At 66.7% G+C, this 19,001-nt stretch carries 14 protein-coding genes; 4 read left to right on the top strand and 10 right to left on the bottom strand.

Going from position 1 to position 19,001, the window contains the following annotated elements; all coding sequences use genetic code 11:
* Positions 1 to 40: 40 nt before the first annotated feature.
* On the bottom strand, positions 41 to 1,147 hold the full coding sequence (locus C8N34_RS07955; RefSeq protein ID WP_054301569.1) for a Bug family tripartite tricarboxylate transporter substrate binding protein: 1,107 nt from the start codon (positions 1,145 to 1,147) through the stop codon (positions 41 to 43).
* Between the two features lie 127 nt (positions 1,148 to 1,274).
* Between C8N34_RS07955 and C8N34_RS07950 the strand changes: the two genes are divergently transcribed.
* Positions 1,275 to 1,946, top strand: coding sequence for a response regulator transcription factor (locus tag C8N34_RS07950; protein ID WP_108128423.1), 672 nt, complete (start codon positions 1,275 to 1,277; stop codon positions 1,944 to 1,946).
* A complete protein-coding gene (locus tag C8N34_RS07945) occupies positions 1,943 to 3,316 on the top strand; it encodes a sensor histidine kinase (RefSeq protein WP_108128422.1) in 1,374 nt (457 codons plus the stop codon). The genes C8N34_RS07950 and C8N34_RS07945 overlap by 4 nt, the downstream gene beginning before the upstream one ends.
* On the opposite strand, the gene C8N34_RS07940 is transcribed toward C8N34_RS07945, so the two are convergent.
* Both C8N34_RS07940 and ileS read right to left on the bottom strand, forming a co-directional pair.
* A complete protein-coding gene (locus C8N34_RS07940; RefSeq protein ID WP_108128421.1) occupies positions 3,313 to 4,068 on the bottom strand; it encodes a LamB/YcsF family protein in 756 nt (251 codons plus the stop codon). The two genes, C8N34_RS07945 and C8N34_RS07940, sit on opposite strands and share 4 nt — an antisense overlap.
* Positions 4,069 to 4,118: 50 nt before the next feature.
* Positions 4,119 to 7,013, bottom strand: a complete 2,895-nt coding sequence (gene ileS, locus C8N34_RS07935) for an isoleucine--tRNA ligase (protein WP_108128420.1) — start codon at positions 7,011 to 7,013, stop codon at positions 4,119 to 4,121.
* 571 nt (positions 7,014 to 7,584) lie between these two features.
* On the opposite strand from ileS, the gene C8N34_RS07930 reads away from it, so the two are divergent.
* Positions 7,585 to 8,058, top strand: a complete 474-nt coding sequence (locus tag C8N34_RS07930) for a group III truncated hemoglobin (RefSeq protein ID WP_422387661.1) — start codon at positions 7,585 to 7,587, stop codon at positions 8,056 to 8,058.
* On the opposite strand, the gene C8N34_RS07925 is transcribed toward C8N34_RS07930, so the two are convergent.
* From C8N34_RS07925 to C8N34_RS07915, 3 genes are read right to left on the bottom strand one after another with little or no spacing between them, the layout of a single operon-like run.
* Entirely contained in the window at positions 8,041 to 10,773 is a 2,733-nt protein-coding gene (locus tag C8N34_RS07925) for a DUF2339 domain-containing protein (RefSeq protein WP_108128418.1), read from the bottom strand. The genes C8N34_RS07930 and C8N34_RS07925 overlap by 18 nt on opposite strands.
* A 55-nt stretch (positions 10,774 to 10,828) precedes the next feature.
* Positions 10,829 to 11,860: a YcjF family protein gene (locus tag C8N34_RS07920; RefSeq protein ID WP_242013783.1), complete on the bottom strand. Its 1,032-nt coding sequence runs from the start codon at positions 11,858 to 11,860 to the stop codon at positions 10,829 to 10,831.
* Positions 11,857 to 13,245 (bottom strand): YcjX family GTP-binding protein, encoded by a 1,389-nt coding sequence (locus C8N34_RS07915; RefSeq protein ID WP_242013788.1) that lies wholly within the window; start codon positions 13,243 to 13,245, stop codon positions 11,857 to 11,859. The genes C8N34_RS07920 and C8N34_RS07915 overlap by 4 nt, the downstream gene beginning before the upstream one ends.
* Positions 13,246 to 13,399: 154 nt before the next feature.
* Here C8N34_RS07915 and truA point away from each other — a divergent pair, with 154 nt between their 5' ends.
* Entirely contained in the window at positions 13,400 to 14,173 is a 774-nt protein-coding gene (truA, locus tag C8N34_RS07910; protein WP_108128417.1) for a tRNA pseudouridine(38-40) synthase TruA, read from the top strand.
* A 3-nt stretch (positions 14,174 to 14,176) separates the two neighbouring features.
* Here the strand turns inward: truA and C8N34_RS07905 are convergent, their stop codons facing one another.
* Genes C8N34_RS07905 through C8N34_RS07890 form a run of 4 tightly spaced genes read right to left on the bottom strand, consistent with a single transcriptional unit; the run spans position 14,177 to position 19,001 of the window.
* Positions 14,177 to 16,246: a 3'-5' exonuclease gene (locus C8N34_RS07905; protein WP_108128416.1), complete on the bottom strand. Its 2,070-nt coding sequence runs from the start codon at positions 16,244 to 16,246 to the stop codon at positions 14,177 to 14,179.
* Between the two features lie 3 nt (positions 16,247 to 16,249).
* Positions 16,250 to 16,639, bottom strand: a complete 390-nt coding sequence (locus C8N34_RS07900; protein ID WP_054301578.1) for a response regulator transcription factor — start codon at positions 16,637 to 16,639, stop codon at positions 16,250 to 16,252.
* Between the two features lies 1 nt (position 16,640).
* Complete coding sequence (locus tag C8N34_RS07895) at positions 16,641 to 17,165, bottom strand: hypothetical protein (protein ID WP_054301579.1); 525 nt, start codon at positions 17,163 to 17,165, stop codon at positions 16,641 to 16,643.
* 6 nt (positions 17,166 to 17,171) lie between these two features.
* Positions 17,172 to 19,001, bottom strand: a complete 1,830-nt coding sequence (locus C8N34_RS07890; RefSeq protein WP_108128415.1) for a DUF294 nucleotidyltransferase-like domain-containing protein — start codon at positions 18,999 to 19,001, stop codon at positions 17,172 to 17,174.

Genomic DNA, 19,001 nt, shown 5'->3' with positions numbered 1-19,001 from the left:
TCACGAAGCCACCCCAGGGGTCAGCCGGATGGCAGAGGGCTCATTCGCCCAGCCGGACCCCGTAATCCGCCGCCAGCATGTCGACGACATTCTTGCGGTTCTCGGGCGAAATGGTGGTGCCCTTTTCAAACAGGGCCTGCGCCAGCGCGCCCGTCACCTGTTCGTAATTGCCCAGCACCGCTTCCTTGTTGGCCTGATAGTCCGCGTCGGACTTCATGGCCTCAAAGGCCGCCTGATAGGTGGCAACGATGTCATCCGGCGTGTCTTTGGGCAGGAAAGCCATCTTCTGCGCCGGGAAGCCTGCGGTGAAGAAGGCAACATAGGCGTCGTAATCGGCACCCGACGGCTTTTGCCCGGTCATCATTTCATAGGCTTCGGGGAAGCTCGGCAGGTCGGGGAAGTTCGGGTCGCGCACGATATTGCCCGCCTCGTCCAGCACCCCCCAGGAGAACAGCGGAACCGCCTGACCGGCCTCGACCAGCGGGGTCACGTTGGTGATGAAAGCCGACGAGGTCTGGTAGTCAATGTTCGTCTCACCGCGCTCGAAGGCCAGACGGCCATCGCCACGCCCTTTGAAGCCGAAGACATGCTGGACTTCCAGCCCGAGCAGACGGAACCCCAGCAGCGGCACGAGGTCAAGCGAGGTCGCGCCCTGACTTGCATAGGTCAGCTTCTGGTCTTTCAGCTTGGCGATGTCGGCGGGCGCGGCAATGCCAAGGCCCGGCGCCCCATAGACAACGCCGCCGGTCGGCGAGGCCATGGCGACCTTCCAGTCCTTGTATTCATATTTCACGCGCGGATCGCCCAGCAGATAGGGAAACTGGGTCGAGCCCGAAGTGCCCAGCAGCGTCAGCCCGTCGGGCTTGGCGCGGGCGGCAAACAGGTTGGCACCCTTGGTGGAGCCACCGCCGGGCTCGTTCACCACCACAACGGTGGGATTGCCCGGCAGATACTTGCCCAGCAGCGGCGCGTTAAAGCGCGCCCAGGTATCCGAACCGCCGCCGGCCGAGAACGGAATGATCCATTCGATCGTCTTGCCCGAGAAATCGGTTTCGGCCCAGGCCGCGCCCGCACCAGCCGGAAGCATCGCCGCCGCCAGTGCCAGACCAAGCGCCCTGCGCCGGGTAAAAGTGGTAAAATCGGTCATTCTGTCCTCCCCATGACGTGGCAGGCAGCTTTACGCATGCCCTACCGCCCTTGCCTTCTCCTCCGAGGCACGGCTTGATGGCATCTTATTAGCGCCCCTACCTGTCCAGAACCTGTCCGGCCGGAAAATGCGAATCGCACTTATCGAAGATAACGCCCCACTTGCGGATGCGATCAAAAACAGCCTGCAAGATCATGGGTTTGGCGTAGACCATCTGGCGAATGGCCTGGACGGGGAAGCCTTCCTTTCTCAATCGCGGGTTGATGTAGCCATCATCGATGTCAATCTTCCGGGTCTGGACGGCCTGTCCATCGTCCGCGCCATGCGGCGGTCCGGCAATGCCACGCCCGTACTGATTCTGACGGCCATGGGCAAAACATCCGAGCGGGTGACGGGTCTTGAGGCCGGGGCCGACGATTATCTGGTAAAACCATTCGAGATGGCAGAGCTGATTGCCCGCCTGCGTGCGCTCGCCCGGCGGCGACCGATGCTTCAGGCACGCGAAGAAAGCGTCGGCAGTCTGTCCTTCGACCGGGAGGCCCGCGTGCTCAGCGGGCCGGCCGGCCCCATTGACCTGCCCCGTCGTGAAATGGCGCTGTTTGCCTGCCTTCTGGAAAACCGCGGTCGCATCGTCGCGCGCGAACATATCTCGGATACGCTTTATGGCACCGGCACCGAAGTGGAGCCGAATGCCATCGAACTTCTGGTCTCGCGCCTGCGCCGCAAACTGGGGGATACCGGCGTGGCGATCCGCACCGCGCGCGGGCTGGGCTACATGCTGGACGAGGACAACGCGTGAAGCGCCCGCTGTCGCGCCTGTCGCTGCGCGGGCGGCTGTTCCTGCTGCTGGTCACCCCACTTGTCGTGCTGGCCACGGTGCTGAGCATTTCGCGCTTCGTGCAATTCTCGCACCTCTCCCGGCAGATCTACGACAACACGCTTTACACCGTCGCCCTGACCATTTCGCGCGATGTGATGCTCAGCGAAGGCGACATGCTGGCCGATCAGTTGCTGGCAGCGCTGACGCAATCGCTGGGCGACCGGATCTATTACCGGATCACCGGGCCGGACGGCGCCTATATCACCGGCTATTCCGCCGCCCCCCGACGCCCCGAAGGGAAGGAACCCGAACCCGGCGTGCCACTATATTTCGACACGACGGTGAATGGCCTGCCCGGACGGGCGCTGACGCTGATCGACACGGGCACAGACCCCGATACGCCCGGCGTTGTCACCATCGAAGTCTGGCAGACGGTTGAGCAGCGCAATACCTTCAGCCGCGAGCTGATTGCGCAGACCATCGCGCATTTCTCACTAATCGTGCTCGCGGCGGCCTCGCTCGTCTGGTTCGGCATCACCTTCGGCCTGCGCCCCCTGCGCGAGTTGGAAGAGGCGATCCTCGCCCGCAGCCCGGATGACCTGCGCCCGATCCGCCGCTGGGTGCCGCCCGAATTGCGCACGCTGGTCGGGGCCACCAATTCGTTGTTCCAGCGGCTGACCCGCGCCTTTGCCCTGCGCGACGCCTTCATCTCGGATGCCGCGCATCAGGTCCGCAATCCCATCGCCGCCCTTCAGGCCCAGGCCGAAGCCGCCCAAAGCGCCCCTGACGAGGCCACCCTGCGGCGCCGACTGGCCGAGGTCGTCACCACGGCGCGCAGCACCGGACGCCTGACCAACCAGCTTCTGTCGATGGAGCGGGTCCGGGGCCGCGATCTGCGCTCACTGTCCGAGACGGTCGATCTGGTGGCATTGACCGGCGACGTCACCCGAGACTTCGCCGCGCGTTTCCTGGCGGGGGGTGGTGAGGTCACTTTTGATGTCATCGGCACGGCCCGCCCGATACAGGCGGATACCGTACTCCTGCGCGAAATGCTGGCCAATCTTCTGGACAATGCCCAGATCTATGCAGGCCCGAAGGCACAGATCGCGGTGCGGGTGGAGTTCACGCCGGATGCCGCGATGATTGAAGTGGCCGACAACGGCCCCGGCATCCCGCCACATCTGCATGAAAGGGTGTTCGACCGTTTCTACCGGCTGGACCATGACACGGTGGCGGGCTGCGGCCTTGGCCTCGCCATTGTGCGCGACATCGCCCAAAGCCACGGTGGCAGCGCCGAGGTGCGCCCCGATACACAGGGCTGCACCCTGCGCATCCGTCTGCCGGACTAAAGTGCCGCGATCATCACGCCCGCCGCCTCAAGATCGCGGCGCAAACCGCGCGCGATGGACAGGGCCCCCGCCGTATCGCCATGCAGACATATCGTGTCGATCCGGCAGGGGATGCGCTTGCCCGAGTCCGCGATGATCGCCCCCTCGCGCAGCATAGTCAGGATACGGCCGGAAATCACCGCCGGATCATGCAGCACCGCGCCGGGTTCGCGGCGATCCACCAGCGTGGCGTCATCGGCATAGGCCCTGTCGGCAAAGATTTCGCCCGCCCAGGCGCAACCAAGGTCACGCACCACCTGTTCCATCGCCGTGGCGGCCAGCACCATGATCACCAGATCGGGCTGCACCTTCAGCGCCGCCTCATAGCAGACCCGCGCCAGAGTGGCATCTTCCGAAGCCATGTTGGACAACGCCCCATGCAGCTTAAGGTGCCGCACCCGCCCCCCCGCCGCCCGCGCCATCGCCTGCGCGGCGCCCAGTTGATAGGTCACCAGATTGGCGACCTCGGCCGCCGACAGCGCCAGCCGCCGCCGCCCGAAACCCTGAAGATCGGCAAAGCCCGGATGCGCCCCGATCCCCACCCCGTGCCGCTGCGCCAGCGCCATGGTCGCGGCCATCACATCCGGGTCGCCGGCGTGGAAGCCACAGGCGATATTGGCCGAACTGATCACCTCCATCAGCGCCGCATCGTCACCCATCTTCCACGGGCCGAAACCTTCACCGATGTCGGAATTGAGGTCCACTTTCAGCATCGCATCTCCCGGAAGCAAACACCCCCGCACGGTGGCGGGGGTGCGGATCGTCAGCCCAAAGCCTCGTCACAGCGGGCACAGGTCTGCGGGTGTTTGTGGCTGCCCACATCTGGCAGGATCTGCCAGCAGCGGGCGCATTTCTCGCCCTCCGCCGTTTCGAACACCACCGCGACGCCCGGCACCTCGGGCAGGCGGAACGCCTCGCCCGGCGCCGGATCGCCGCTCACCTGAATGGCCGATGTGATGCAGACCTGCGCGAAATCCACCGATTTCAGCGCGGCCAGAACCGCGGCATCCTCCACATGGACCACAGGCGCGGCTTCCAGCGAGGCACCGATCACCTTGGCGGTGCGCTGCACCTCCAGCGCCGCCGTCACCACGCGCCGGACCTGCCGGATCTGCGCCCATTTCGCCGCCAGCGGCTCGTTCAGCCAGTCTTTCGGCGTCTCGGGTATATCTTGCAGGTGGATGGACGAACCTTCCTCGGGGAAGCGGCACAGCCAGACCTCCTCCATGGTGAACACCAGGATCGGCGCCAGCCATGCGGTCAGCCGGTGGAACAGGATGTCCAGCACCGTGCGCGCGGCCCGGCGGCGGAGGCTGTCCGACGCGTCGCAATACAGCACATCCTTGCGGATGTCGAAATAGACCGAGGACAGATCGACCGTGCAGAAGGTGAACAGCTTCTGGAACACGCCCTGGAAATCATAGGCGGCATAGCCCTTGCGCACCTCGGTATCCAGTTCGGCCAGACGGTGCAGCACCCATTGCTCCAGCTCCGGCATCTGCGCCGGGGCCAGACGCTCGGCCTCGGTGAACCCGTCAAGGTTGCCAAGGACATAGCGCATGGTATTGCGCAGCCGGCGATAGCTGTCGGCCACGCCTTTCAGGATCTCTTTCCCGATGCGCAGGTCGACGGTGTAATCGCTCAGCGCCACCCAGAGCCGCAGGATATCGGCGCCATACTGGTCGATCACCTCTTGCGGCGCCACGGTATTGCCCAGCGACTTGGACATCTTCATGCCCTTCTCGTCGAGCGTGAAGCCATGGGTCAGCACACCGCGATAAGGCGCACGGCCCTTGGTGCCGCAGGCTTGCAGCATCGAGGAATGGAACCAGCCGCGATGCTGGTCGGTGCCTTCCAGATACAGGTCCGCCAGCCCGTCCGCCGTGCCATCCGGCCGGTCGCGCAGCACGAAAGCATGGGTCGAGCCAGAGTCGAACCACACATCCAGCACGTCAAACACCTGCGTATAGTCGGCCGGGTTCACGATGCCGTCCAGCACCTGCTCCTTGAAGCCGGGCTGATACCAGACATCGGCGCCGTCCTTTTCAAACGCCGCGATGATACGGGCATTCACCTCCGGGTCGCGCAGCAGGAAATCGGCATCCGTCGGCTTCGCCCCCACCTTGGTGAAGCAGGTCAGCGGCACACCCCAGGCGCGCTGGCGGCTGAGCACCCAGTCGGGCCGCGCCTCGATCATGGAATACAGCCGGTTGCGCCCCGAAACGGGCGTGAACTGCACAAGCTGGTTGATCGAATGCAGCGCGCGGGTGCGAATCGTCTCGCCATAGGTGGACATGCCATCGTCCAGCTTGCGGTCGATGGCGGCAAACCATTGCGGCGTATTGCGATAGATCAACGGCGCCTTGGACCGCCACGAATGCGGATAGCTGTGCTTCAGCTTGCCCTTGGCCAGCAGCGCCCCGGCGCCATGCAGCGCCTTGATATTGCTGACATTGGCCGGGCCTTCCTTGCCGTCCGGCAGAATGATCGCCTGCCCGCCGAACAGCGGCAGATCGGCGCGATAGCTGCCATCCGCCTCGACGTTATAGGTCATCGGCAGACCGAATTTCAGCCCAAGCTGATAGTCGTCATCCCCGTGCGAGGGCGCCGTATGCACAAAGCCCGTGCCCGCGTCATCGGTGACATGATCGCCGGGAAGCATGGGGACGTCGTAGTCCCATTCGCCGTTTTCGGCGAGGTCACGGTAGGGGTGGGCCAGCGCAACATTGGCAAACTCCGCCGCCGTCACATCCCGCAGCCGGGTCACCGCCGTAACCTTGGCCGAACCCATAACACCCTCGGTCAGCTTGTCGGCAAGAATCACCACCTCGCCGACCTGCGCCGTCGCATTCTCGGCCACCGCGTCGATGCGATAGGCGCCATAGGCGATTGCAGGATTGTAGGCCACCGCGCGGTTCTGCGGGATCGTCCAGGGCGTCGTCGTCCAGATCACCACCGAAGCGCCATCCAGCGCGCCATCCAGCGGACGGAACCGCACCCAGATCGTGTGTGAAGTATGGTCGTGATACTCCACCTCCGCTTCGGCCAGCGCGGTCTTTTCGACCGGCGACCACATGACAGGCTTCGATCCCTGATACAGCGCGCCGTTCATCAGGAATTTCATGAATTCCTCGGCGATCACCGCCTCGGCGTGGAAATCCATCGTGAGGTAAGGGTCAGCCCAGTTGCCGGTGATGCCCAGCCGCTTGAACTCCTCGCGCTGGATGTCGATCCAGCCCTCGGCGAACTTCCGGCACTCCTGCCGGAAGGCCACGATGTCCACATCGTCCTTGTTCAGCCCCTTGGCGCGATACTGCTCCTCGATCTTCCATTCGATCGGCAGACCGTGGCAATCCCAGCCCGGCACATAGCGCGCGTCATGGCCCAGCATCTGCTGGCTGCGCACGATGAAGTCCTTCAGGATCTTGTTCAGCGCGTGGCCGATGTGCAGATGCCCGTTGGCATAGGGCGGGCCGTCGTGCAGCGTGAAGGGCGTGCGGCCCGTCTTTTCGCGCAGACGATCATAGATGCCGATCTCAGCCCAGCGGGCCAGCCAGCCCGGCTCGCGCTGCGGCAGGCCGCCACGCATCGGGAAATCGGTTTCGGGCAGGAAAACGGGATATTTCAGGTCGGAAGTATCAGGCGTGTCGGCGCACATCGCGGACGATCCTTGAACGGCAGGTATCGGGGGCAGCCCGCTGCGCGGGCCGAAGGGAAAGCGGTATAACCCGGCAGCTCGATCAGAGCGCCGGGCAAGTAATTCGATGCGGCATCTTCCACGGCCCCGCAGAGGCCTGCAGAACCAGATGCGCGGGGGCCGCTTGCACGGGTCGGGTCATCATGGCGGCCTTATACGCAAGCCCCGCGCGCGGGTCCAGCGAAACAGGCCGCATCCCCCGGCCCCGCCGTCGCATGAGTATTTGGGCAAGAAGCAGGGGCCAGAGCGCATCCCGGCACAGATGAACGCGTGATATCCGTGCATCCGGATTCACCCGCGCCGGGATGGCCTTGCTCCTTGACGGTCATCGGGACTCCTCCCTGTACCGCAACCGCAACCGCAACCGCAGACTGCGCCGGTAAAGGTTAAGAAACCCCTTACCCTTTTTGCTTCTTGCAAAAATACTCACCTCCCCGCCCGACGCCCTGTCCCGGCCAGATCAGGGCGCCCCGATGCCGCAGGCCATGGCAATGCCTTACGAGGGGGCTCGATGCCCCCGAGGAAGGCCCCCGTGTCAAAGCGCCACCTTGAGCCGCACCGGAAAACCCGCAACGATGGTGCAAGTTTTACAGGTGCCACTATGACCGCCTTCCCGCCCCGCTTCTTCGTCACGCCCGAACAGATCGACGCGCAGGTCGCGGCTTTCTACGCCGCCGTGCGGCAGCACCCGCAGCTTGGCCCGCTCTTTGCGCGGCACGTCACCGACTGGCCGGCGCATGAAGAAAAGATCGGCCGGTTCTGGCGCAACGCCATCCTGCGCGAGGGGGTCTATGACGGCTCACCCATGCTGGCCCACCGGCAGGCGGGCGATGTGACGCCGGATCATTTCCCGGTCTGGCTCGACCTTTTCGACACTACGCTGGCCCGCACCCTGCCCCCGGAGGCGGCGGCGGCATGGTCGGCCATCGCGCATCGCATCGGCCGCGCGCTGTCGATGGGCGTGACCGAGGCGCGGCGGCCCGAAGGCTCAGTCCCGCGGTTCTGAACCCTGCGCCATCGCTCCCCGCGCCCAACGGTTCAGCCAGGCCAGCCCCGCCAGTGACAGGCCCAGCCCCGCGAAGCTGAGAACCCGCGTCAGCCCACTGAGCCCGGAGGCATCCCACAGGAACACCTTCGCCACCGTCAGTGCGATGACGGCCATCGCCAGCCGCTGCAAGTGCAGCGACCGCCGCGCCAGCGCCTGCCACAAAAGCGCCGCGCCCAGTGCCAGCATGGCCAGCGTATAGCTGTAAAGCTCACCCTGCATCACATCCTGCGCGCCAATCCAGTCGCCCCACCAGAGCCGCCGGATCTCCAGCACCGCCCAGACCAACAAAAGCGCCGCCCCCGCGCCGCGCAGAATCAGGCGCCCCCGCGCGGGCAGCGCCACGAGGCGCGGCGCCAGAAGCAGCAGCGCCAGCCCGGGCAGGCCATAGGCCAGCGCCAGCGTATCCAGCAGCGGCACACCCAGAATGCGGCCGGCCGGATCTTCCGACCAGGCGAACAGCGGGTTCGCCGGCCCGAGCGCCATCGCCAGACCGCCCAGCGCGATCAGCGCCGCGATGCTGGCGAGACCCAGCCGAAGCCAGCGGGTCAGCCCGCCCGAGGCGCCTGCACGCCAAAGCTGTGTACCCGCCAGCACAGCCCAGGGGATTGCGTTCAGGATCAGACCCCAATGGCTCATCGTCCAGTCGATGCCCGTGGTCGGGTCATCCGGGATCATGGCGCGGGTCAGCACCAGATTGACCAGCAGGACCGGCGCCGCCAGCCCGAGGCTTTCCAGCACGGCCTTGGGCATGGCCCGCCCCGTCGGCAGCAGGCGCAGCCCGGCTAGACAGGCCGCAGCAACCCCCAGATAGGCCAGCGCCACCTGTGGCAGCGGTGCCTGCATACCCCAGTCCAGTCCGGGGTCCACCACCAGCCGCCATGACAGAACCGCCGCGCCAACCTGCACGAACCAGCCCATTTCCGGCAGGGTGAACCGGCGATCCAGCGCCACGGCCACCAGCAGCAGCACAGCCAGAGCCAGCGTCAGCGCCGCAGCGGTGGTCAGGAGGAACAGCGCCAGCGCGATCAGCGACAGCGCGGACAGCACGGCCCAGGCGCTGCGCCGTCCCGGCTGCCCATCAGCCTTCGCGAACACCGCTGCAAGCAGGGTCATGCCCGCGGCCAAAGCCATGGCATGTGCCGCCCAGAGGCCCGTGCCCAGTACGGCAGAGGGCGCCCAGAAGAATTCCAGCAGCAGAATCGCAACCGGGGCGGCCAGCGTCGCAATCAGCGCGGGCAACAGCCCGCCGCCGCGCAGGCTGCGCAGCGCTGCGGCCAGCGTGATGGCCCCCGCCGCCACGACCAGCAGGCTGACCGTCCAGGGCGCAGAGCTTTCCGGCGGACGCTGGTCAATGGCCAGCGATTGCCACGCATAGATCTGCCCCGTCGCCAGCACCAGTTTCGCCAGAAATCCGGCGGCGGGCAGCAGCGGCAAATCCTCCAGCCCCGGCGCGCGCCCGGCCCAGATCAGCAGAAGCACCGCCAGCCCGGCCAGCAGGAAGAAGGGCAGCAGCCCCTCTGCCCCCCAGCCGGAGACCAGAAGCACGAGGAACAGGGTCGAGGCCACCAGATTGCCCAACGCCAGCCGCACCGGGAAGGTGGGCCAGACCTTCAGCCGCTTCACCAGAATGCGCAGGGTCGAAGGTCCCTCATGCCCCGGGATCAGCGCGCGTTCGGGGATGATGATGCTCAGCACCACCAGCGCTACAAGACTCCAGCCCCAGGCCGCCAGCCCGGCGCCGCCCATAGCCATCAGCCACAGGCCGACCTGAGCCAGCACCAGCGCCAGAACCGAGATCCAGGCCCAGCGACGCCAGGCGTCGATGGCAAGCCCGGTTGCGGCGACCAGCAGGTAATGCGCGTAAAGGATCGGGGTGGGTGCGGCGCCGCCGTCCACCAGAAAGGGAGCTGCCGCCGCACCGATCAGGCCGATCGCCGCCAGGAAGGGACCGTGGCGCCACCCCAGCCAGATCGCGAGCGCCGAGGTCAGGAACAGGCCTGCGAAGGTCGGGCCGGGGCCGTAAAGCCCGTACATCAGCCGCCCCGCCGTCACACCCGCGAAGATCGCAACGATCCCCGCCCCGCTGAAGACGGAGGGAAGATAGGCGGTTGCCGCGCCGGTATCATCGCCCCAGCGCCGGCGCACCCATTCTCCGGCCACGATCAGCCCGGCACCGAACAGCACCGCCAGCACCACCCGCACCGGCGGCGGCAACAGGCCCTTCTCGACCCCGTATTGCACGAAGAAAACACCGGCCAGGGCCAGCGACAGCGCCGAGACGGCATAGACCCAGTTCTCGCGCAGCCAGCCCGCAAGCGCGGCAAAACGGTCGGCGCGCAGCACGAGCGGGCGGTCCTGCCCGGCCTCCTGCGGGGCGGGCGGCGCATCGACGGCGGACAGTGGCGCAGAAGGTGTGCCCAGGGCGCGCTCCCAAGGGGTGACGGCCGCAATCCGGCCCTCGGAAACCGGATCGGGCCCAGAGGCGGGCGCAGGTTCCGGCGTCAGGCTTTCGACCACCGGCGGCGCGGCCTCTCTGGCCGCCTCAAGCAGGGCCAGTCGCGCTTCGGCACTTTGCAACCTGCGGCGCAAGCCGGATTGGGTGATGAACAGGACGATCACCCCCACCGGCAAGGCCAGAGCTACAAGAACCACCAAGGCGATGATCGCATCCATAAGGCACCCCTCATATCCTCCGGGCGATCTTAACCCGGTGAGGCACAAACGGAAATCAGGATTCCGCCTGGCCCGTTGCGGCCCGCGCGGCGGGGCTGCGGTCAAACACCCCGGCCAGCGCGCGGCCCATGAGATTGGTGACCTGCGGGCGGCGCAGGGCATGGAAGGGCAAGGGGCGGCACAATTCCATCGCGGCCACACCAATCCGCGCGGTCAGCGCGCCATTCACCACCCCCTCGCCAAAGCGGCGCGAGATTTTCGACAGTACGCCGCCCCCGGCAACCGAGCCGATCAGATCGTCCGTCAGCGCCACGGCGCCGGTCGCCACCAGATAGGTGAAGACGCGCCGCAGCAGGCCGAAGCTGGCGAAGCGACCCGAGCGGCCACCGTAAAGCTGCGCGATGCGGCGGATCATGCGCAGGTTGGCAAACAGCGCCGTTGCCACATCCGCAAGCGCCATCGGCACCAGCGCGGTGATGGTGGCGACCTGCCGCGCTGCGGTCTCGATCTCGCGCCGGGCGGCAAGGTCCAGCGGCGCCAGAAGCTCCTGCTCCGTCAGGTCAATCAGCGCATCGGCATCCAGCACATCGCTCTGCCGGTCACGCAGCCGTTGCAGTGCCGGTCCGGCCTCGGGGCGGTGACGATAGAGCGAGGCGACCTCGGCGCAGGCGATGCGCGCGGCATGCAGATCGGCCTTCTGGCGCGCGGCAATCGCCCGCGCGCGCAGCTTGTCCAGCAGGGACAGCCGAAGATAGGCGATCCATTCGCGGGCGGCGAAAACCAGCGCCAGCCCGGTGGCAACCCCCGTCAGCACCAGCGCCACCCATCCCAGCCATGGGGAGCTGGCCATCAGGCTGGCGACAAAATCATAGGCGGCAACCGAAAGCGCAAAGCTGAACAGTGCACCCAGCGCCCAGATCAGTGCGCGCGCCAGCGTCAGGCCCTGCTGTCGCGCAGGCAGCGGCACCAGATCGGCGGAGACACCAGCCTCGGGCACCGGCGGAGCCAGGCCCGGATCGGCGGGCGCGGCTTCGTCCAGTTCGATCAGCAGCGGGCGGCGCGGCGGGGGAATATCGTCATCACTCACAGCCGGTCTCCGATCAGGAATTCGGCGGCGCGGTCCAGCCGGATATGCGGCGGCCCCTCGCCGGGTTTCAGACTGCTGCGCGCGGGCGCAAAGCTCATCAGCGCGAAATCGGCATCCAGCCAGCGTTCCGCCCCCTGCCGGGCGGGCGAGAGCAGACGCGCGGGATCGGTGGGCAATTCACCCGGATACATCGCCGCCTGCCTGCCCGTGCCCATCAGCCGCCCGCGCACCACATCCAGCATCTGCCCGTCACGCTCCACCTTATCCTCGACCGTGGCGCGAAAGCCTGCCAGCGACATGGCGCTGACCTCGGCCCCCGAAAAAGCCGCCCGGTCGCGCGCCTCACGCACCAGCGCCTCGGTAATGGCGGTCAGTTGCGGGTGCTGGCCGTGGTGCAGATGATCGGCCTTGGTCGCGGCGAAAAGGATCTTCTCGACCCGCCGCCCCCGGAACAGCCGCGACAGCAGGCTGTTCCGCCCCGGACGGAACGCCGTCAGGATATCGGCCATGGTGCGGCGCAGATCCTCCAGCGCCTGTGGTCCGGCATGCACCGCGCCCAGCACATCGACCAGCACCACCTGCCGGTCGATCCGGGCGAAATGGTCGTAGAAGAAGGGTTGCACCACCTTGGCACGATAGGCGTCATAGCGCCGCTCCATCTCGTGCCAGAGGCTCTGCCGTCCGGCGCTGGCCGGCTCGGGCAGCGGCGCGAAGGTCAGGACCGGGCTGCCCGCAAGCTCCCCCGGCAGCAGGAACCGCCCCGGCGTGCAATCGGACCAGCCTGCCGCCCGCGCAGCATGCAGATAAGCGGTGAATTCGGTTGCAAGCGCCTGCGCCCGCGCCTCGTCATGTTTCAGTGACCCGTCCTCGGCCCGCGCGGTTGCCAGAAACCCCGCACCCTGCGGCCGCCGCGCCATGCGTGACAGCGTATCCTCAGCCCATTGCGCATAGGTCTTGTCCAGCAGGCCCAGATCCAGCAGCCATTCGCCGGGGTAATCCACGATATCCAGATGCACGTTCCTTGTGCCGCGCACCCCCGACAGGAACCCCGTCGGACGCACCCGGAACGACAGCCGAAGCTCCGAAATCGCCCGCGTGCTTTCCGGCCATTCCGGCACATCGCCGGTCATCTGCGCCAGATGCCCTTCGATATCGAAGCGCGGAATGGTGTCGTCGGGCTGGGGTTGCAGCCAGACCGCCTCAATCCGGCCCTCGGCCTCTGCCCGCAATTGCGGCATGCGCCCGCGATCCAGCAGATTGGCCACCAGTCCCGTGATGAACACGGTCTTGCCCGCCCGCGACAGGCCGGTCACGCCCAGCCGGATCACGGTATCCGCCGCCGAGCCGAAGGAACGCGCCACCACCTCCACCGAGCCGGTCACCAGATCGCTTATGTCGATTGCCAAACCTGCCCTCCGGAACCCGCGACCTTGCCTCTTCTGCTGAACATATGCCCTGCATGCAGGCAGGTGAAGGGGTGGGGTCTGACGACCCCGCGTCCGGCTGGACAGCAACAGGGCACTGCGCTAACCCGGCGACATGCCCAGATATGCCCTGAAAATCGAATATGACGGCACGCCCTTCGCGGGCTGGCAGCGCCAGTCGCAGGGGCAGGTGTCCGTTCAGGGTGCGGTGGAGGCCGCGCTGGTAAAGCTGGAGCCGGGGCAGCACACCATCGCCGCCGCCGGGCGCACCGATGCAGGGGTGCATGCGACCGGCCAGGTGGCGACCTGTGATCTGGCGCGCGACTGGGATGCGTTCCGTCTGTCCGAGGCGCTGAACTTCCATCTGAAGCCGGCGCCGGTGTCGATCCTGCGGGCGGTGCGGGTGGCCGATGACTTTCACGCCCGGTTCTCGGCGGTGGAGCGGCGCTATACCTTCCGGCTCGTGCAGCGCCGCGCGCCGGTGACGCATGATCGTGGCCGGGTCTGGCAGGTGCTGAACCCGCTGGATGCCGATGCGATGCGCGAAGGGGCCGCCTTCCTGACCGGCCTGCATGATTTCACCACCTTCCGGTCGTCGATGTGTCAGGCGGCCTCGCCTGTCAAGACGCTGGACGAGATCAGGCTGGAAACGCTGGATTACCCCGGCGGGCAGGAAATCCGCTTTCATCTGCGTGCCCGCAGCTTCCTGCACAACCAGGTGCGTTCGATCGTCGGCACGCTGGAGCGGGTGGGCGCCGGGTCATGGGCGCCCGAGACCGTCAGGCAGGCGCTGGAGGCACGCGACCGCGCCGCCTGCGGCCCGGTCTGCCCGCCGCAGGGGCTGTATCTGACCGGCGTGGGCTACCCCGACGATCCTTTCGCGGCCTGAGCCCTAGTTCAGATCCTTCAGCAACCGGCCATGGCGGCGCACCTCGGCCACCACGGCGCCGAACGTGTCCAGCCCCCGCCCCTTCAGCATCGGCAAAAGCTTCAGGAAGGCATCCGCCGTGGCGACGGTATCACCCAGCGCGGTATGGCGCGCCTCTTCGGGGATGGTGATGCCAAGCCGATGGGTCAGCGCATCGAGGCTATGCACCTCATGCTGGCCATAGATCACCGCCGACAGCAGCACGGTATCGAGCACCGGATGATCGAAGCGGGCACCGATAACCGCCTCCTGCCGGCGCAGAAATTCCATGTCGAAGGGCGCGTTATGGGCAATCAGCACCGCACCTTCGGCGAATTTGTGGAAGGCACGGCCAACCTCTGCGATGCCCGGCGCATCGGCCACCATGGCGTCGGTGATGCCGTGAACGGTGGTCGAGCCGGGCGGGATCGGGCGGCCCGGGTTGACCAGCGTGTCGAACACCTCGCCCGCCACCCGCTTGCCGTTGACGATGCGGACGGCCGCGATCTGCACGATCTGGTCACCCTGCGCGGGCAGAAGGCCGGTGGTTTCGGTGTCGAACACCACGAAGGTCAGGTCTTCCAGCCGCGTATCGGCCACCGGCGCGTTGCGCGCCTTCGACATCAGGTCGAAATCATAAACCACCGCGCGTGGCACCGGGGTCGGGCGCGGACCAGCGCGGCGCGCAGCGCGCAGCGGCAGCACAAGGCTCTGGTGTCCATTGGTGCCCTCGGGCCAGAGGTCGGTGGCATGGGCGGCCAGCACACTGCGGCCGGTGATATCGGGCAGATCCTCGCCCAAAGGCTCGGCCAGCCACCCATCCAGCGTGGCCAGTGACAGGGCCGCACCCTGCCAGCCCAGCACCACACGGGCATCGGCCCCGGCCTCGTCCAGCCGCAGGTGAAAAGGCGCCGGATGCCCGGTCGCCGCAAGGCGCTGGCCCAGATGACCGACCAGCGCGATCAGTTCGAACCCGTTGCACCGCATGAGAAGCGGCGCGGCCTCTGCCGTCTCCACCGTCAGGCCCAACCCCTCCAGCCGGGCGCGCATCCCGTCCAGCAGGTCAAGCGCGCGGGCGGGGGCCAGCGGCAGCCCCTCGGCGCGATCCTCGTCATGGTGGCGGCTCAGGTCATTCACTGCCGCCGACAGTCCCGTCACCTCCTGTCGCATCGCGGTTTCCATGCGGGCAGGCACCGGCTCACCCTCGGGCAGCACGCCGAACAGCGTCATCAGATTGGCGGTCGGTCTGCGGATACGATCCAGCGCGACCGACAGCGCCGCATCGCGCCGCGCGCGGGTCGTCAGATCGGCGGTTACGTCGCGCAGCGTCAGCACATAGCCCGGCGGACCGCCCGCACCCTCGATCAGACGCATCCGCGCGGCCAGCACCTGCCCGCCGCTGCGCGTGGAACAGAGGATATCCGAGGCCGCATCGGCATCCCCCGCCTCGATCAGGCGGCGATGGGCATGGCGCACCGGCCCCTCGCGCAGATAGTCGAACAGGTAACGATCCAGCCCCGGCGCAGTATCACCGCCCAGAAGCCCGGCGGCGGGCGTGTTGTAGAAGGCGATCTGATGTTCCCCCGAACACAGCAGCACCCCCACCGGCACGTCGGACAAGAGCGCCTCCAGCCGCGATTTTTCATCCGCCAGCCGCGTCGTTTCACGCGCGACGGCTTCGGCCAGCGCGTTCCGCGTCTCGGCCAGCGAGGCGGCGGCGGCCGTGGCAGCGGGCGCCAGATCACCCAGATAGCGGGCAATGGCGGTATCCATCTCGCCGCTGACATCGGAATGGGCGCGGGCGCGCAGCGCGCCGGCGAGGATGTCTATGGGCTTGGCCACGTTCACGTCAAACAGATACCAGACCCAGGTGACCAGCCCGAGGATCACCAGCCCGGCAATCACCCCCACCTGCACGAAGGCCGACAGGGTTTCGGGGCTGCCCAGCCGCTGAAAGCCGAACACCAGCCCTGCCGCCAGCGCGACCAGCGCGCCAAAGGCAAGGGCCGCGAAGATCAGGAAGATACGCAGACGCAGGCTCAGTCTGTGCAGCATCGCTCAACCCTCGCCTTGCAGAAGGCGACGGACCTCCTGTCGCAACTCCTTCAGTTCAAAGGGTTTCGAGATGAACCCGTCGGCGCCCAGCGCGATGCCCTTCTGCCGCTCGATGGCCGAACCGCGCGCGGTCATCATCAGGATCTTCACATCCGCCAGCGCGGGGTCAAGCCGAACCGACTGGCAGATCTCGTATCCCGAAACCTCGGGCAGCATGACATCCAGCAGCACCAGATCGGGATGCGTCTCACGGATGCGCGGCATCGCCTCGGCGCCGCTGGCGACGCGATCATGGGCATAGCCCTCGCGCGTCATCAGGAAATCCAGCGCGATGGCGATGTTATCCTCGTCCTCGACGACAAGGATGCGGTGTTTCCTCCCGTCCTCGGCCATATCATCCCTCCCGGCAGGCCGCCTTCGTCAGCGGATCATCGGCGGCGGTGGTCTGCCATTCGGCACCCGAAAGCGTACCGTCCGGCAAAACCTCCATCCCCTCAGTGATCCGCACGCGCCGCCCGGCGGCGCAGTCCACCGCCAGAAACCCGTCCTCCACGGGCCGCCAGCGGGCAAATTGATAGATATGCACCAGCCGCAGCGCCGGATTGGCCGGATGCGGGGCGATGGTGCGGGTGTCGATGGCGGTAAACTCGGTCGTCATCGGCACAAGGTAGGTCCAGGGGCGCATCATCTGCTTGCCCGAACCATGTTCGACCACCACCACCCCTTCGGGCAGGTTGGCCACCTGATTGCCATACCAACCGTATTCCAGCGCGATCGTGGTGCCGATCAGCCCCAGCCCCGTTGCCAGCGGCACCGCGATCTTGGGAATGCGGTGCGGCATCAGCTTGCGCAGGCCCCAGACGATGCCCGCACAGGTCGCAGCGGCGATGATGGCGGCGAGGAATTCGAAGAGCTGCATCTGGCCTCAGCTTCTTGCGCCACGGGCGGACCCGATGGCGGATTGCATTGTGCGCACCACGACGAAAGCGTCGCGCAGGTGACTGCGCTCGAAATCCGACAGGTCGTAGGGGGCGAGGAAATTGTCGGGCTTGCGGCCCGAACGGATGAGCCGGGCCTGATTTTCAAGCCGGGTCTGGGCGATCAGGTCATAAGCCTCGATCAGGTCGCGCGCGCCGGAGACGGAAATCACCCCGGCATGTTCCGCCGCGTCCAGCCGGGCGCGGGTATTGGCGGGCTCCAGCTTGCCGATCAGCGCATAGACCCTGCCAAGGTCCGTCACCGGCACCACGCCGTTGTGTTTCATGTCGATGTGGTTCTTGTGCTCGCCCGAGCGGATGGTGGCGAAGCCACGCAACAGGCCAAGAGGCGGCGTGTGTTTCAGGCTGTTCGAAATCATATGCGCCACGAAGATCGAATTCTGCGCCGCCCGTTCCAGCGTCTCGGCCTGCAAGTCACGGTAAAGCGATGCCTGCCCGCCGATGGGGCGCAGGTCGAACATGACGCTGGCCAGCATCTGCGCCATCGGATCGGGCGTGGCGATCCAGCCGTCGAAATAGCCGCGCCATGTGGATTGCCGTGCGCACCAGCGCGGGTTGGTCGCCATCATGTCGCCGGGGCAATAGACATAGCCGCAGGCATCCAGCCCGTCGCAGACGAAGCGTGCCAGCCGGGCGAAATAGCCCGTATCCGCATCGGTGGCACGGTCGTCGATGATCAGGCAATTGTCCTGATCCGACACACCTGTCTGTTCCTGCCGCCCCTGGCTGCCGCAGGCAGCCCAGACATAGGGCACCGGCGCCGGGCCAAGCTCGGCCTCGGCCAGCGCCAGCAGGCGGCGTGTCACGGTATCGGCTATGTCGGTGATCAGACGGGTCACCACCTCATGCGCATTATTGCCGCCGACCAGCTGGACCAGCAGCTTGGGAATGCGCGCGGTGACCGCCGCCATTTCCGCAACCGTATCAGCCGCGGCGACATCGCGCACCAATTGCGCTGAGCTGACGGCCTGAAACCGGGTCAGGTCGGTCTGGGTGATCATGCCGACCAGCCTGCCGTCCTCGACCACTGGCAGATGGCCGATGCGGCGCTCCAGCATGACATGCAGGATGTCCGAGCCCAGATCGTCAGGCTTCAGGCTGACCGGATCGGCTGTCATCACCTGCACGACCGGCGTCGCGGGGTCGATCCCGCCCGCCAGCACCTTGTTGGTCATGTCCCGCGTGGTGACGATGCCCAGAAACCGCCCGTTCTCGACAATACCCAGCGACGAGACATGCGCGTCGCGCATCTTTTCGGCGGCAAGGCGGATGCTGTCGGCGGGCGCCACCGTGATCGGCTTGCGCGCCATCAGATCACCCACCTTCTGCACCGTCAGATCGGCACGCCGCGCCTCGGCGGCGGACCGGCCGCGATGGAAGAAACGGTCGAAGGCGGGGAAATTGGCGATCAGGCGGCGGAACTCGGCGGTGGGCAGCAGCAGCAGCACCGAATCCTCGATGACCCGTGCCGTGGTGACCGCCAGACCGTCACGCATCAGCCCGCGTTCGCCAAAGCTGTTGCGCGGACCCAGCAGCGAGACCTGCATCCCCGAGGCATCCAGCACCTCGACCGCACCGCGTTTCACCAGATACAGACCCTTCAGCGGCTCGCCCGCCTGATAGATCTCTTCCCCGGCCGAAAACTCCCTGCGGCTGAAGGAAACGGCGACACGCGCCATCTCGTCCCGCGGCAGGCTGTCATAGGGATGGACGGTTTCGAGAAAGGCCAGAACGGCCTCGTCGGGGGAATGGGGCAT

Origin of the sequence: Gemmobacter caeni (assembly GCF_003054195.1) — a bacterium.
Lineage (GTDB): Bacteria > Pseudomonadota > Alphaproteobacteria > Rhodobacterales > Rhodobacteraceae > Gemmobacter > Gemmobacter caeni.
This window is presented reverse-complemented; position numbering and strand designations above follow the sequence as displayed.

What these genes read in the sequence shown, in the direction of transcription:
- C8N34_RS07925 (WP_108128418.1), bottom strand. Translation starts at nt 10,773, where the DNA reads ATGGATGCGATCATCGCCTTGGTGGTTCTTGTAGCTCTGGCCTTGCCG.
- truA (WP_108128417.1), top strand. Translation starts at nt 13,400, where the DNA reads ATGCCCAGATATGCCCTGAAAATCGAATATGACGGCACGCCCTTCGCG.
- C8N34_RS07950 (WP_108128423.1), top strand. Translation starts at nt 1,275, where the DNA reads ATGCGAATCGCACTTATCGAAGATAACGCCCCACTTGCGGATGCGATC.
- C8N34_RS07955 (WP_054301569.1), bottom strand. Translation starts at nt 1,147, where the DNA reads ATGACCGATTTTACCACTTTTACCCGGCGCAGGGCGCTTGGTCTGGCA.
- C8N34_RS07905 (WP_108128416.1), bottom strand. Translation starts at nt 16,246, where the DNA reads ATGCTGCACAGACTGAGCCTGCGTCTGCGTATCTTCCTGATCTTCGCG.
- C8N34_RS07900 (WP_054301578.1), bottom strand. Translation starts at nt 16,639, where the DNA reads ATGGCCGAGGACGGGAGGAAACACCGCATCCTTGTCGTCGAGGACGAG.
- ileS (WP_108128420.1), bottom strand. Translation starts at nt 7,013, where the DNA reads ATGTGCGCCGACACGCCTGATACTTCCGACCTGAAATATCCCGTTTTC.
- C8N34_RS07890 (WP_108128415.1), bottom strand. Translation starts at nt 19,001, where the DNA reads ATGCCCCATTCCCCCGACGAGGCCGTTCTGGCCTTTCTCGAAACCGTC.
- C8N34_RS07895 (WP_054301579.1), bottom strand. Translation starts at nt 17,165, where the DNA reads ATGCAGCTCTTCGAATTCCTCGCCGCCATCATCGCCGCTGCGACCTGT.
- C8N34_RS07940 (WP_108128421.1), bottom strand. Translation starts at nt 4,068, where the DNA reads ATGCTGAAAGTGGACCTCAATTCCGACATCGGTGAAGGTTTCGGCCCG.